Genomic DNA, 14,284 nt, shown 5'->3' on the forward strand with positions numbered 1-14,284 from the left:
GTCGCCCATCATGCTGCTGACCCTCGCAAACATCCTCTACGTCCTCGTCTCCGCGGCGATGATCGTGCTCATCCTGATGCAGCGCGGCGCCGGCGCCGCGGCGGGCTCGGGTTTCGGCGGCGGCGCCTCGGCCACCGTCTTCGGTGCGCGCGGCGCGTCGAACTTCCTGTCCAAGTCGACCAAGTGGCTGGCGATCGCCTTCTTCGCGATCAGCCTCGGCATGGCCTGGTACGCGGCGCGCCCGGCGGGGCAGCCCTCCGCCGTCCAGGATCTCGGCATCATGGGCGCGGTTCCGGCCATGCCGGCCCAGCCGCAGGGCGCGGTTCCGGCCATGCCGGCCCAGCCGCAGGGCGCGGTTCCGGCGCCGGCGGGCGAGGTGCCCGCCGTGCCGGCGGCGCCTGCGCAGGTGGAGGAGGAGGTCCCCGCCGCCGGGCAGGTCCCCGCCACGGCACCGGAAGACGCGGACGGCACGCGCTGATGCCGTCCTGCGGCGCCTGCGGGCGTCGCCGGAGTGAAAAAATTTGTCGTCGAAGGGTGCGCAGATGCGCACAATCCGGTTCGGCGCTGGTACAATTTCACGGCTCCGGGAACTGCGGTTCCCGGGACACCTTGCCCAGGTGGCGGAATTGGTAGACGCACTACCTTGAGGTGGTAGCGACGAAAGTCGTGGAGGTTCGAGTCCTCTCTTGGGCACCAAATACCTGACGAACCCCGGTCCGCCGGGGTTCGTCGCATGGCGGCCACGCCGCGTCGCCGAGACTCGGTTGCTGCCGGGTCGATGCGGGATCGGTCGGGCCCGGGTTCGTTGCCCAGGCAGCGTTTCGCTGTCGGGCGAGTCCGCCACTCGTCGCGTCGTCTGCCTTCCTCATGCAGCGGCGGGCGCGCCCTTCGCGGGGCAAGAAGGGAAGTTCACGTGCTGGCCGAACACTACCTGCCGATTCTGCTGTTCCTGATCGTCGCCACGGGTATCGGCGTCGCCCTCCTGGTCCTCGGCTGGCTGCTCGGCCCGCGTCGGCCGGACGGCGAGAAGCTCTCGCCGTACGAGTGCGGCTTCGAGGCGTTCGAGGACGCGCGCATGCAGTTCGACGTGCGCTACTACCTCGTCGCCATCCTCTTCATCGTCTTCGATCTCGAGATCGCCTTCCTGTTTCCATGGGCGGTCACGTTCCGTGATCTCGGCATGCCGGCCATCATCGCCATGGGCGCCTTCCTGGGCCTGCTGGTGATCGGCTTCCTGTACGAGTGGAAGAAGGGAGCCCTGGAATGGGAATGACAGATACCGTCTCCCGCCTGATGAACAACCCGGTGCCTCTGGGCCGGGTGGACGACATCCTGCGGCCGGACAACGAGAACCCTCTGCTCGAGCAGGGCTTCGTCACCACCTCGGTGGATGCGCTGCTGAACTGGGCGCGCACCGGCTCGATGTGGCCGATGACCTTCGGGCTCGCCTGCTGCGCGGTCGAGATGATGCACGCCGGTGCGTCGCGCCTGGACATGGACCGCTACGGCGTGATCTTCCGCCCGTCGCCGCGCCAGTCCGACGTGATGATCGTGGCCGGCACCCTGGTCAACAAGATGGCCCCGGCGCTGCGCAAGGTCTACGACCAGATGCCCGATCCCAAGTGGGTGATCTCGATGGGCAGCTGCGCCAACGGTGGCGGCTACTACCACTACTCCTATTCGGTGGTGCGCGGCTGCGATCGCGTCGTGCCGGTGGACATCTACGTGCCGGGCTGCCCGCCGACGGCCGAGGCGCTGGTCTACGGGATCCTGCAGCTGCAGAAGAAGATCCGCCGCACCAACACGATCGCCCGCTAACTTCCTTTCCGCTTCGCAGCCACGCCCCATGGCAGAGCCAGCCTCCTCATTCCCGGATCGTCTGCGCGCCTTTTTCGGCGAGCGCGTGCGTGCGCTCGTCGAGCAGCACGACGAACTGACCCTCGAGATCGCCGCCGGCGACTGGCCTGCGGTGGCGCGCGCGCTGCGCGACGAGCCCGACTTCGGGTTCGAGCAGTTGATGGACCTGTGCGGCGTCGACTACCTCTCCTGGGGCATGGCCGAGTGGGACACCACCGACGTGTCCTCCGAGGGTTTCTCGCGCGGCGTCGAGGGCAGCGGCCCGGGCCGCTTCCGCTGGGAGGAGCGCCCGCAGGCCCAGGGCCCGGAACGCCGCTTCGCCGTGGTCGTGCACCTGCTCTCGATCAGCAACAACCGCCGCCTGCGCGTGCGCTTCTTCGCGACCGACGACGCGCTGCCGGTGGTGCCGTCGGCGGTCGACGTCTGGCCCGGCGCGAACTGGTTCGAGCGCGAGGCCTTCGACCTGTTCGGCATCATCTTCGAGGGCCATCCCGACCTGCGCCGCATCCTCACCGACTACGGCTTCGTGGGGCATCCCTTCCGCAAGGACTTCCCGCTGATCGGCAACGTCGAGGTCCGCTACGACGCCGAGAAGAAGCGCGTCGTGTACGAGCCGGTGTCCATCGACCCGCGCGTGCTGGTGCCGCGCGTGGTGCGCGCCGACGCGCGCTGGGAACAGTCGCAGCTCGAGACCAAGGGCCGCGCGAGCAGGAGCGGGAACGCATGAACGAGCCGAGCGTCAACGCCCAGGAAATCCGCAACTACACGCTGAACTTCGGTCCCCAGCATCCGGCCGCGCACGGCGTGCTGCGCCTGGTGCTGGAAATGGACGGCGAGACGGTGCAGCGCGCCGATCCGCACGTGGGCCTGCTCCACCGCGCCACCGAGAAGCTCGCCGAGTCGAAGCCGTTCAACCAGTCCATCGGCTACATGGACCGGCTCGACTACGTGTCGATGATGTGCAACGAACACGCCTACGTGCGCGCGATCGAGACCCTGATGGGGATCGAACCGCCGCCGCGTGCGCAGTGGATCCGCACGATGTACGACGAGATCACCCGCATCCTGAACCACCTCATGTGGGTCGGGACCAACGGGCTCGATCTCGGCGCGATGGCGGTGATGCTCTACGCCTTCCGCGAGCGCGAGGAGCTGATGGACTGCTACGAGGCGGTCTCGGGCGCGCGCATGCACGCGGCCTACTACCGGCCGGGCGGCGTCTACCGCGACCTGCCCGACCACATGCCGAAGTACAAGGAGTCGCCCTGGCGCAAGGGCAAGACCCTCAAGCGCGTCAACGAATGGCGCGAGGGCTCCCTCCTCGACTTCATCGACGCCTTCATCGACGACTTCCCCAAGCGCGTCGACGAGTACGAGACCCTGCTCACCGACAACCGCATCTGGAAGCAGCGCACCGTCGGCATCGGCGTGGTGACGCCGGAGCAGGCGCTCGGCTGGGGCATGACCGGCCCGATGCTGCGCGGTTCCGGCATCGCCTGGGACCTGCGCAAGCAGCAGCCCTACGCACGCTACGACGAGGTCGACTTCGACGTCCCGGTCGGCAAGGAGGGCGACTGCTACGACCGCTATCTTGTCCGCGTCGCCGAGATGCGCGAGTCCGCGCGCATCATCAAGCAGTGCGTCGCCTGGCTGCGGGCCAATCCCGGCCCGGTGATGGTCCAGAACTACAAGGTCGCGCCTCCCTCCCGCGAGGAGATGAAGGACGACATGGAAGCCCTGATCCATCACTTCAAGCTGTTCACCGAGGGCTACATCGTCCCGGCGGGCGAGACCTACCAGGCGGTCGAGGCCCCGAAGGGCGAGTTCGGCTGCTACCTGATTTCCGATGGCGCGAACAAGCCGTTCCGCGTGAAGCTGCGCGCCCCGGGCTTTTCCCACCTGTCGTCGATGGACGCGATCGTAAAGGGGCACATGCTGTCCGACGTGGTCGCGATGATCGGCACCTACGACATCGTGTTCGGGGAGATCGACCGATGAAGGCCACCGGCAGCTTCGAACTCGTGCGCGATGTGGACCCCGCCGAGGTCCTGAGCGAGCACACCCGCCAGCACATCGACCACTGGGTCGCCAAGTTCCCGCCCGACCGCAAGCGCTCGGCGCTGATCCAGGGCCTGTTCGCCGCCCAGGAGCAGAACCAGGGCCACCTGACCGACGTGCTGATCGCCGCGGTGGCCAAGTACCTCGGCCTGCCGACGGTGTGGACCTACGAGGTCGCCACCTTCTACTCGATGCTCGAGACCAGGCCGGTCGGCCGCAACAACGTGGCCTTCTGCACCAACATCTCGTGCTGGCTCAACGGCGCCGAGGATCTCGTCGCCCATGCCGAGAAGAAGCTCGGCTGCAAGCTGGGCGAGTCCACCGCCGATGGCCGGGTCTACCTCAAGCGCGAGGAGGAGTGCCTGGCCGCCTGCTGCGGCGCGCCGATGATGGTGGTCAACGGGCACTACCACGAGAAGCTGACGCCCGAGAAGGTCGACGAGATCCTCGACGGCCTGAAGTGAGACCGGCGCTGCCGGCAGGCCGCCTCCGGGGCGCCGCGGCAGCAACGAATGAAGGCACGGCGCCGCTGCCGCGGCGCTCCCCCACGCAAGACGACGGAATACGACGGCAATGGCATACGGTCCGGCACCGCAGGAGCACAACGTGGTCTACACCACGCTGCATTTCGAGCAGCCGTGGTCGTACGAGAACTACCTCAAGACCGGTGGCTACCAGGCGCTGCGCAGGATCCTCACGGAGAAGGTGCCGCCCGCCGACGTCATCGAGATGGTCAAGCAGTCCGGCCTGCGCGGCCGCGGCGGCGCGGGCTTCCCGACCGGCCTGAAGTGGAGCTTCATGCCCAAGGGCGACATGCAGAAGTACATCCTCTGCAACTCGGACGAGTCCGAGCCGGGCACCTGCAAGGACCGCGACATCCTGCGCTTCAATCCGCACGCGGTGGTCGAGGGCCTGGCGATCGCCTGCTACGCCACCGGTTCGACCGTGGCCTACAACTACCTGCGCGGCGAGTTCCACCACGAGCCGTTCGAGCGCATCGAGCAGGCGGTGAAGGAGGCCTACGCCAACGGCTGGCTCGGCAAGAACATCCTCGGCTCGGGCGTCGACATCGACATCCACAACGCGCTCGGCGCGGGCGCCTACATCTGCGGCGAGGAAACCGCGCTGATGGAGTCGCTGGAGGGCAAGAAGGGCCAGCCGCGCTTCAAGCCGCCGTTCCCCGCGAACTTCGGCCTGTTCGGCAAGCCCACCACGATCAACAACACCGAGACCTACGCCTCGGTCCCGGCCATCGTCCGCAACGGCCCCGAGTGGTTCCTCAACCTCGGCAAGCCGAACAACGGCGGCGCCAAGGTGTTCTCGGTCTCGGGCCACGTCGTCCGCCCGGGCAACTACGAGATCCGGCTCGGCACGCCCTTCAGGGACCTGCTGGAGATGGCCGGCGGCATGCGTCCGGGCCGCACCATCAAGGCGGTCATCCCCGGCGGCTCGTCCATGCCCGTGCTCAAGGGCGAGACGATGATGGAGCTGACCATGGACTACGACGCCCTGCAGAAGGCGGGCTCGGGCCTGGGATCCGGCGCGGTCATCGTGATGGACGACACCACCTGCATGGTGCGCGCCTGCCACCGCATCGCGCGCTTCTACTACGCCGAGTCCTGCGGCCAGTGCACGCCGTGCCGCGAGGGCACCGGCTGGATGTACCGCATGCTGACGCGCATCGTCGAGGGCAAGGCCACGCAGGACGACCTGCACATGCTCAAGGCCTCGGCCGGGCAGATCGAGGGCCACACCATCTGCGCCTTCGGCGAGGCCGCCGCCTGGCCGGTGCAGGGCTTCCTGCGCCAGTTCTGGGACGAGTTCGAATACTTCATCGAGCACAAGCGCTCGATCGTCGACACCAAGATGGAGGCCGCCGCATGAGTGCGCAGCCCGCCAATCCGAATACCCCGCCCGACCACGTCAACATCGAGATCAACGGCGTCGCGCTGACCGCGCCCAAGGGCTCGATGATCATCCAGGCGGCCGACAAGGCCGGCATCCCGATCCCGCGCTTCTGCTACCACGAGCGGCTGCCGATCGCCGCGAACTGCCGCATGTGCCTGGTCGAGGTCGAGAAGGCGCCGAAGCCGATGCCGGCCTGCGCCACGCCGGTCATGGAGGGCATGAAGGTCGTCACCCGTTCCGAGAAGGCGCTGTCGGCGCAGCGGAACGTGATGGAGTTCCTCCTCATCAACCACCCGCTGGACTGCCCGATCTGCGACCAGGGCGGCGAGTGCGAGCTGCAGGACGTCTCGCTGGGCTACGGCCGTTCGGTCAGCCGCTACGCCGAGCGCAAGCGCGTCGTCGCCGACGAGGACCTCGGCCCGCTGGTCGCCACCGAGATGACGCGCTGCATCCACTGCACGCGCTGCATCCGCGTGATGAACGACGTCGCCGCGACCTACGAGCTCGGCGGCATGAACCGCGGCGAGCGCCTGGAGATCGGCACCTACGACGGCAAGCCGCTGATGAGCGAGCTGTCGGGCAACGTGATCGACGTCTGCCCGGTCGGCGCGCTGACCAACAAGGTGTTCCGCTTCCGCGCGCGTCCGTGGGAGCTGATCGCGCGCGAGTCCATCGGCTACCACGATGCGCTGGGCTCGAATCTCTACCTGCACGCGCGCCGCGGCGAAGTCATGCGCACCGTCCCGCGCGACAACGACGCGATCAACGAGTGCTGGCTGTCGGACCGCGACCGCTTCTCGCACCAGGGCCTGTACGCCGCCGACCGTGCCATGGTCCCCATGGTCCGCAAGGGCGACGCCTGGCAGGAAGTGGAGTGGGACGAGGCGCTGGCCGCCGCCGCCCGCATCCTCCGCGAGAACGCCGGCGACGCGCTGGGCGTGCTCGCGCATCCGGCCACCTCGAACGAGGAGGGCAGCCTGCTGCGCGCGCTGGCCGATGCGCTGGGCACCGGCAGCATCGACCACCGCATCAACCTGCTCGACCTCGCCGACCGCCCCGTTGCCGAGCCCGGCCAGGTGCGGATCGAGGAGCTCGAGCAGGCCGACGTGGTGCTCATCGTCGGCAGCAATCCGCGCCACGAAGTGCCGCTGCTGCATCACCGGCTGCGCAAGGCGGTCAAGCGGGGCGCGAAGATCGCCACGATCAACCCGGTCGACTTCGACTTCACCTTCGCGGCCGACGTCGCGCGCATCGTCGCGCCGTCGAAGCTGCCGGCGGAGCTGGAGTCGCTGGCGCCCGGCGACGCGATCCACGACCTGCTCGCGAACGCGGGCAACGCGGTGATCCTGCTCGGCGCGCTGGCCGAGACGCATCCGCGCGCCAGCCGCATCCGCAGCGTCGCCCGCCGCCTCGCCGCGGCCACCGGCGCCAGGCTCAACCGCATCCCGCAGGGCGCCAACGCGGTCGGCCTCGCACGCCACGGCGTGCTGCCGACGGCGCTCGACGCCCGCGCCATGCTCGCGCAGCCGCGCAGGGCCTACGTCCTCTACGGCATCGAGCCGGGCCAGGACTTCGCCGACAACGCGGCGGCGCGCGAAGCGCTGGCCGGCGCGAAGGTGGTGGCGTTCAGCCACTTCGCCTGCGCGTCCACGCGCGCCGTCGCCGACGTCATCCTGCCGATCGGACTGACGCCGGAGATCGAGGCGACCTACACCAACATGGACGGCGTCGACCAGCGCGTCGTGCCCGGCGGCAAGCTGCCCGGTGCGATCCGCGCGGGCTGGCGCGTGCTGCGCGCCCTCGGCGGCGAGCTGGGCGCGGCCGGCTTCGAGTTCGTGGACATGGCCGGCCTGCGTGCGCAGATGAAGGCGGACGCGGTGCGCCCGGGCGAGGGCGAGGCGCCTGCCGACGCGCCGGTCGCCGGCGACACGCTGGAGCGGATCGCCTCGCCGGGCATCTACCGCGTCGATGCCGTGCTGCGCCGTGCGCCGGCACTGCAGGCGCACCCGCTGACCACCGGCCCGCGCGCCGTGCTGCATCCCGAAGACGCGCTGGCGCGCGGCCTGTCGGAAGGGGCCATCGCCAAGGTCGGCGACGCCCGCGGCACCGCCACCGTGCCGGTCCACGTCAGCACCCGCGTCGCCCGCGGCGCGGTGTGGATCGAGACCGGCTATGCAGAAACCGCCCCGCTGTCCGCGGCGGGCGCGCTCACCGTGACGAGGGCCTGACGTGTCGATGTCCTTTCTCGCGACCGCTGCCGCGCAGGCGCCGGGCCTGGCGACGATCCTGCTGTCGCCCGGCATGTGGGGCGCGGCCCTGACCGACCAGTTCGGCCTGGTGGGCAGCCTGCTGTGGATCGTCATCAAGATCCTCGCGATCGCCGTGCCGGTGATCGTCGCGGTGGCCTTCTACGTGCTCTGGGAGCGCAAGCTGATCGGCTGGATGCACGTCCGCCACGGGCCGATGTACGTGGGCCTGGGCGGCCTGCTGCAGGCCTTCGCCGACGTCTTCAAGCTGCTGTTCAAGGAGATCGTCGTCCCGACGCAGGTGCAGCGCGCGCTCTACACCATCGCGCCGCTGATCGCGCTGGCCCCGGCCTTCGCGGCCTGGGCGGTGATCCCGTTCGACGCGCAGCTGGTGCTGTCCAACGCCAACGCCGGTCTCCTGTACCTGCTGGCGATGACCTCGATGGGCGTGTACGGGATCATCCTCGCGGGCTGGGCCTCCAACTCGAAGTACGCCTTCCTCGGCGCGATGCGCTCCGCCGCGCAGGTCATCAGCTACGAGATCGCGATGGGCTTCGCCCTGGTCGGCGTGCTGATCGCCGCGGGCACGATGAACATCTCGGGCATCGTGATGGCGCAGGCCGGCGACGCGGGCATCTTCAGCTGGTTCTGGCTGCCGCTGTTCCCGCTGTTCGTCATCTACTGGATCTCGGGCGTCGCGGAGACCAACCGCGCCCCGTTCGACGTGGCGGAAGGCGAGTCGGAGATCGTCGCGGGTTTCCACGTGGAGTACTCGGGCTCGGCGTTCGCGATCTTCTTCCTCGCCGAATACGCGAACATGATCCTGATCAGCTTCCTGATCCCGCTGCTGTTCCTGGGCGGCTGGCTGAGCCCGTTCCAGGGCTGGCTGGACGGCGTGCCGGGCCTGTCGTGGCTGGCGGTCGGCGGCTGGTGGTGGCTGTTCATCAAGGTGTTCTTCTTCGCCAGCGCCTTCATCTGGTTCCGCGCCTCGTTCCCGCGCTACCGCTACGACCAGATCATGCGCCTGGGCTGGAAGGTGTTCATTCCCATCGCGATCGTGTGGGTCTTCGTCACTGCCGTGGGTGTGTACCTGGGCTGGTTCGGCGCGACCGGAGCCTGATGCCATGAATCGAGTCGTCAACTACTTCCGGAGCCTGCTCCTGCTGGAACTCCTGCGCGGCCTCGGGCTGACGCTGAAGTACCTGTTCCGGCCCAAGTACTCCGTCATGTATCCGATGGAGAAGTTCCCGCAGTCGCCGCGCTTCCGCGGCCTGCACGCGCTGCGCCGCTACCCGAACGGCGAGGAACGCTGCATCGCCTGCAAGCTGTGCGAGGCGGTGTGCCCGGCGCTGGCGATCACCATCGACTCGGAGCAGCGCGCCGACGGCACCCGCCGCACCACGCGCTACGACATCGACCTGTTCAAGTGCATCTACTGCGGCTTCTGCGAGGAGTCGTGCCCGGTGGACTCCATCGTCGAGACGCACATCCTCGAGTACCACTTCGAGAAGCGCGGCGAGAACATCGTCACCAAGCCGCAGCTGCTGGCCATCGGCGACCGCTTCGAGGCCGAGATCGCCGAGCGCAAGACGCTCGACTCGGCCTACCGCTAAGGATTTCGCGCATGGACTTCCACCTGATCGCTTTCTACGTCTTCGCCGCGACCATGATCGCCGCGGCGCTGGGCGTCATCCTCGCGCGCAACCCGGTCTACGCGGTGCTGGCGCTGGTGCTGACCTTCTTCTCCGCCGCCTGCCTCTGGCTGCTGATCGATGCGGAGTTCCTCGGCATCGCGCTGGTGCTGGTCTACGTCGGCGCGGTGATGGTGCTGTTCCTGTTCGTGGTGATGATGCTCGACATCAACGTCGCGCCGCTGCGCGAGGGCTTCATCCGCTACCTGCCGGTGGGCATCGCCGTGGCGGCCGTCATGCTGGTGCAGATGCTGACCCTGATCGGCGTCATGTCCGGCCGGGCCGCGACCGGCCTGAGCGAGGTCGATCCCGCCACCGCGGCGGGGCTGAGCAACCTCGAGTGGATCGGTCGCACGCTGTTCTCGGCCTACCTGCTGCCCTTCGAGGTGGCGGCGGTGATCCTCACCGTGGCGCTGATCGCCGCGATGATGCTCACCCTGCGCCGTCGCCCGGGCACCAAGCACCAGGATCCGAGCGCGCAGGTGCGCGTGCGCGCGGCGGACCGCCTGCGCATGGTCAGCATGCCGCCGACCGCCCGCCGCGGTACGGCAGAGGTTCCCGCCGAGGTGGACGCCGCGGCGCAACGCAACGGGGAGGGGCAGCGATGACCCTGGGTCACTATCTGGCGGTCGGGGCGATCCTGTTCTGCATCTCGGTCGCCGGCATCATCATCAACCGCAAGAACGTCATCGTCCTGCTGATGTCGATCGAGCTCATGCTGCTCGCGGTCAACGTCAACTTCGTCGCGTTCTCGCGCTTCCTCGGCGACGTGCACGGCCAGATCTTCGTGTTCTTCATCCTGACCGTGGCCGCCGCGGAGGCCGCCATCGGCCTGGCGATCCTGGTCACGCTGTTCCGCAACCGGCGCACGATCAACGTCGCCGAGCTCGATACGTTGAAGGGGTAAGGCGGTGCTCAGCCAGAATCTGCTTCTGACCGTCGTGCTCGCGCCGCTCCTGGGCGCGATCCTCGCCGGCTTCTTCGGCCGCCAGATCGGCCGCGCCGGCGCGCACACCGTCACCATCCTCGGCGTCGCGGTGTCCTGCGCGGCCTCGGTCTACGTCCTGTACCAGCTGGTCGCGGCGGGCGCCGAGCCGTTCTACGGCAACGTCTACACCTGGTTCGACATCGGCGGCTACTCGGCCCACGTCGGATTCATGGTCGACCGCCTCACCGCGATGATGATGGTCGTGGTCACCTTCGTGTCGCTGCTCGTGCACGTCTACACGATCGGCTACATGCACGACGACCCGGGCTACCAGCGCTTCTTCAGCTACATCTCGCTGTTCACCTTCTCGATGCTCATGCTGGTCATGAGCAACAACTTCCTGCAGCTGTTCTTCGGCTGGGAAGCGGTGGGCCTGGTCTCCTACCTGCTGATCGGCTTCTGGTTCAAGCGGCCGTCCGCGGTGTTCGCCAACATGAAGGCGTTCCTGGTCAATCGCGTGGGCGACTTCGGCTTCCTGCTGGGCATCGCCGCGATCCTGTACTTCTTCGGCTCGCTCGACTACCGCACCGTCTTCGCGAACGTGCAGTCGCTCGAAGGCCAGACCATGGCGGGGCTGGTGGGCTACGACTGGGCCGCGGCCACCTTCATCTGCATCTGCCTGTTCATCGGCGCGATGGGCAAGTCGGCGCAGGTGCCGCTGCACGTGTGGCTGCCGGACTCGATGGAAGGCCCGACGCCGATCTCGGCCCTGATCCACGCCGCGACCATGGTGACCGCGGGCATCTTCATGGTGGCGCGCATGTCGCCGCTGTTCGAGATGAGCCCGACCGCGCTGGAACTGGTGCTCTTCATCGGTGCGACCACGGCCTTCTTCACCGGTCTGATCGGCCTGATCCAGTACGACATCAAGCGCGTGGTGGCGTACTCGACGCTGTCGCAGCTCGGCTACATGACCGTGGCGCTGGGCGTCTCGGCGTACTCGGCCGCGGTGTTCCACCTGATGACCCACGCCTTCTTCAAGGCGCTGCTGTTCCTCGCGGCGGGCTCGGTGATCATCGGCATGCACCACGAGCAGGACATGCGCAAGATGGGCGGCCTGCGCAGGTACATGCCGATCACCTGGATCACGGCGCTGATCGGCACGCTGGCCCTGGTGGGCACGCCGTTCTTCTCGGGCTACTACTCGAAGGACATGATCATCGAGGCCGCCGGCGTGGCGGGCGAGGGCGGCGGCTGGGTGCAGCACTACGCGTACTGGTGCGTGCTGCTGGGCGTGTTCGTGACCAGCTTCTACAGCTTCCGCCTGCTGTACATGACCTTCCACGGGCCGGAGCGCTTCCGCGACGCGCACGCGCACGAGGCGCACGCCGAGGGGCACGGCGACGTGCACCACACCGACGCCGAGGTCCAGGTCAAGGCCGACGACCCTGCGCACGACGACCACGGCCACCACGGCCCGGTCGAGCCGCACGAGTCGCCCTGGGTGGTGACCCTGCCGCTGGTGCTGCTGGCGATCCCGTCGATCCTGATCGGCTTCTTCACCGTGACGCCGATGCTCTTCGGCGACTTCTTCGACGGCGCGATCTTCGTGCTGCCGGAGAACGACACCGTGGCGGTGCTCGGCCGCGAGCTGTTCCACGGCGCGGTGGCGTTCGGCTTCCACTTCTACGCTTCGCCCGTGTTCTGGCTGGCCTTCGCGGGCTTCGCGGCGGCGACCTGGATCTACCTGTTCCAGCCGTCGGTCGCGGCCAGGACGCGCAAGGCGCTGTCGCCGCTGGTCCGCATCCTCGAGAACAAGTACGGCTTCGACGATCTCTGGATCAAGGGCTTCGCCGGCGGCGGCGTGAAGCTGGGCCGCGCCTTCTGGAAGGCGGGCGACACCGCGGTGATCGACGGTGTGGCCGTCAACGGCTCGGCCTTCGTGGTCGACCGCCTCGGCGCGGTGCTGCGCAGGCTGCAGTCCGGTTACCTCTACCACTACGCGTTCGCGATGATCGTCGGCGTGATCGCGCTGCTGTTCGCGCTCATGCGCATCGTCGGATAACAAGAGTCAGCCCATGAGTTCGAACTGGCCCCTCCTGAGCCTGCTGGTCTGGCTGCCCATCCTGGGCGGCGCACTCACGCTCGCCTTCGGCGACCGCCGCGCGGAGTCCGCGCGCTGGTTCTCGCTGGGCGTGTCGCTGGTCGTGCTGGTCGCGAGCGTGTTCCTGATCGCCGGCTTCGACGCCAGCCAGACCGCGATGCAGTTCGTCGAGGACCGCAGGTGGATCCCGGCCTACGACATCCGCTACCACCTCGGCGTGGACGGCATCTCGGTCGCGCTGATCGCCCTGACCGCGCTCACCACGACCCTGGTGCTGGTCGGCGCCTGGCGCGCGATCGACGTGCGCGCCCAGCAGTACTACGGCGCCTTCCTGATCCTGGAAGGCCTGATGATCGGCGTGTTCGCCGCGATGGACGCGATGCTGTTCTACGTGTTCTTCGAGGGCATGCTGATCCCGATGTTCATCATCATCGGCGTGTGGGGCGGCCCGCGGCGCGTGTACGCGGCGATGAAGTTCTTCCTCTACACCTTCCTCGGCTCGGTCTTCATGCTGGTCGGGCTGATCTACCTGTACCTGAAGGGCGGCAGCTTCCAGCTCGCCGACCTCGCCGCGCTGCCGCTCACCCAGACCGAGCAGATGTGGCTGTTCTTCGCCTTCCTGGCGGCGTTCGCGGTCAAGGTGCCGATGTTCCCGGTGCACACGTGGCTGCCCGACGCGCACGTCGAGGCGCCGACCGGCGGCTCGGTGGTGCTGGCGGCGATCATGCTGAAGATCGGCGGCTACGGCTTCCTGCGCTTCACCCTGCCGATCACGCCGGACGCCGGGCACGAATGGGCCTGGCTGCCCATCGTCCTGTCGGTGATCGCCGTGGTCTACATCGGCCTGGTGGCGATGGTCCAGCAGGACATGAAGAAGCTCGTCGCGTACTCGTCGATCGCGCACATGGGCTTCGTCACCCTGGGCACCTTCATCGCCTTCGCCCTGGTGCGGGGCGACAGCATCGACGCCGCGCAGCTCGGCCTGCAGGGCGCGATGGTGCAGATGATCAGCCACGGCTTCATCTCCGGCGCGATGTTCTCCTGCATCGGCGTGCTCTACGACCGGATGCACACCCGCGCCATCGGCGACTACGGCGGCGTGGCCAACGTGATGCCGTGGTTCGCCGTGTTCATGGTGTTCTTCGCGATGGCCAACGCCGGCCTGCCGGGCACCTCGGGCTTCGTCGGCGAGTTCATGGTCATCCTGGCCAGCTTCCAGGCCAATCCGTGGCTGGCCTTCCTGGCCGCGACGACCCTCATCACCGGCGCCGCCTACAGCCTGTGGCTGGTGAAGCGGGTGATGTTCGGCCCGGTCGCCAACGACCACGTCGCCAAGCTCACCGACATCAACGGGCGCGAGGCGCTGGTGCTGGGCGTGTTCGCCGCGGGCACGCTGCTGTTCGGCGTCTACCCGAAGCCCCTCATCGACCTGATGGACGTCTCGATCGCGCAGCTGGCCGCGCAGATCGCGACCAGCAAGCTTTAAGAAGAC

14 protein-coding genes and 1 tRNA gene are annotated in these 14,284 nt (G+C 68.2%); all 15 read left to right on the plus strand.

Going from position 1 to position 14,284, the window contains the following annotated elements; all coding sequences use genetic code 11:
- Nucleotides 1-10 precede the first annotated feature (10 nt).
- The 15 genes from secG to ACFO3Q_RS02810 all read left to right on the plus strand — a co-directional run bounded on the left by secG (nucleotide 11) and on the right by ACFO3Q_RS02810 (nucleotide 14,278).
- Nucleotides 11-478 (plus strand): preprotein translocase subunit SecG, encoded by a 468-nt coding sequence (secG, locus tag ACFO3Q_RS02740; RefSeq protein ID WP_377003084.1) that lies wholly within the window; start codon nucleotides 11-13, stop codon nucleotides 476-478.
- A 133-nt stretch (nucleotides 479-611) separates the two neighbouring features.
- A tRNA-Leu gene (locus ACFO3Q_RS02745) sits at nucleotides 612-696 on the plus strand.
- Between the two features lie 217 nt (nucleotides 697-913).
- Nucleotides 914-1,273 carry an NADH-quinone oxidoreductase subunit A gene (locus tag ACFO3Q_RS02750; protein ID WP_377003086.1) on the plus strand — a complete coding sequence of 120 codons (360 nt, stop codon included), beginning with the start codon at nucleotides 914-916 and terminating at the stop codon, nucleotides 1,271-1,273.
- Nucleotides 1,270-1,818, plus strand: a complete 549-nt coding sequence (locus ACFO3Q_RS02755; RefSeq protein ID WP_377003088.1) for a NuoB/complex I 20 kDa subunit family protein — start codon at nucleotides 1,270-1,272, stop codon at nucleotides 1,816-1,818. The genes ACFO3Q_RS02750 and ACFO3Q_RS02755 overlap by 4 nt, the downstream gene beginning before the upstream one ends.
- Nucleotides 1,819-1,846: 28 nt before the next feature.
- Nucleotides 1,847-2,584: an NADH-quinone oxidoreductase subunit C gene (locus ACFO3Q_RS02760; RefSeq protein ID WP_377003089.1), complete on the plus strand. Its 738-nt coding sequence runs from the start codon at nucleotides 1,847-1,849 to the stop codon at nucleotides 2,582-2,584.
- The gene (locus tag ACFO3Q_RS02765; protein ID WP_377003090.1) at nucleotides 2,581-3,855 is read left to right on the plus strand and encodes an NADH-quinone oxidoreductase subunit D; all 1,275 of its coding nucleotides are present in this window, start codon (nucleotides 2,581-2,583) and stop codon (nucleotides 3,853-3,855) included. Before ACFO3Q_RS02760 ends, ACFO3Q_RS02765 begins: the two co-directional genes overlap by 4 nt.
- Entirely contained in the window at nucleotides 3,852-4,379 is a 528-nt protein-coding gene (nuoE, locus tag ACFO3Q_RS02770; RefSeq protein WP_377003092.1) for an NADH-quinone oxidoreductase subunit NuoE, read from the plus strand. Before ACFO3Q_RS02765 ends, nuoE begins: the two co-directional genes overlap by 4 nt.
- Nucleotides 4,380-4,488: 109 nt before the next feature.
- A complete protein-coding gene (gene nuoF / locus ACFO3Q_RS02775) occupies nucleotides 4,489-5,799 on the plus strand; it encodes an NADH-quinone oxidoreductase subunit NuoF (protein WP_377003094.1) in 1,311 nt (436 codons plus the stop codon).
- Nucleotides 5,796-8,051, plus strand: a complete 2,256-nt coding sequence (gene nuoG / locus ACFO3Q_RS02780; protein ID WP_377003095.1) for an NADH-quinone oxidoreductase subunit NuoG — start codon at nucleotides 5,796-5,798, stop codon at nucleotides 8,049-8,051. The genes nuoF and nuoG overlap by 4 nt, the downstream gene beginning before the upstream one ends.
- Before the next feature lie 73 nt (nucleotides 8,052-8,124).
- The gene (nuoH, locus tag ACFO3Q_RS02785) at nucleotides 8,125-9,189 is read left to right on the plus strand and encodes an NADH-quinone oxidoreductase subunit NuoH (RefSeq protein ID WP_377003173.1); all 1,065 of its coding nucleotides are present in this window, start codon (nucleotides 8,125-8,127) and stop codon (nucleotides 9,187-9,189) included.
- A gap of 4 nt (nucleotides 9,190-9,193) precedes the next feature.
- The gene (gene nuoI, locus ACFO3Q_RS02790; RefSeq protein WP_377003096.1) at nucleotides 9,194-9,682 is read left to right on the plus strand and encodes an NADH-quinone oxidoreductase subunit NuoI; all 489 of its coding nucleotides are present in this window, start codon (nucleotides 9,194-9,196) and stop codon (nucleotides 9,680-9,682) included.
- 11 nt (nucleotides 9,683-9,693) lie between these two features.
- Nucleotides 9,694-10,368, plus strand: coding sequence for an NADH-quinone oxidoreductase subunit J (locus tag ACFO3Q_RS02795; protein WP_377003097.1), 675 nt, complete (start codon nucleotides 9,694-9,696; stop codon nucleotides 10,366-10,368).
- Nucleotides 10,365-10,667 carry an NADH-quinone oxidoreductase subunit NuoK gene (gene nuoK / locus ACFO3Q_RS02800; protein WP_377003098.1) on the plus strand — a complete coding sequence of 101 codons (303 nt, stop codon included), beginning with the start codon at nucleotides 10,365-10,367 and terminating at the stop codon, nucleotides 10,665-10,667. Before ACFO3Q_RS02795 ends, nuoK begins: the two co-directional genes overlap by 4 nt.
- A 4-nt stretch (nucleotides 10,668-10,671) precedes the next feature.
- A complete protein-coding gene (nuoL, locus tag ACFO3Q_RS02805; RefSeq protein WP_377003099.1) occupies nucleotides 10,672-12,753 on the plus strand; it encodes an NADH-quinone oxidoreductase subunit L in 2,082 nt (693 codons plus the stop codon).
- Nucleotides 12,754-12,766: 13 nt separating this feature from the next.
- Nucleotides 12,767-14,278, plus strand: a complete 1,512-nt coding sequence (locus ACFO3Q_RS02810; protein WP_377003100.1) for an NADH-quinone oxidoreductase subunit M — start codon at nucleotides 12,767-12,769, stop codon at nucleotides 14,276-14,278.
- Nucleotides 14,279-14,284 lie beyond the last annotated feature (6 nt).

The organism is Coralloluteibacterium thermophilum, from assembly GCF_042654365.1.
GTDB classification, from domain to species: Bacteria; Pseudomonadota; Gammaproteobacteria; order Xanthomonadales; family Xanthomonadaceae; genus Coralloluteibacterium; species Coralloluteibacterium thermophilum.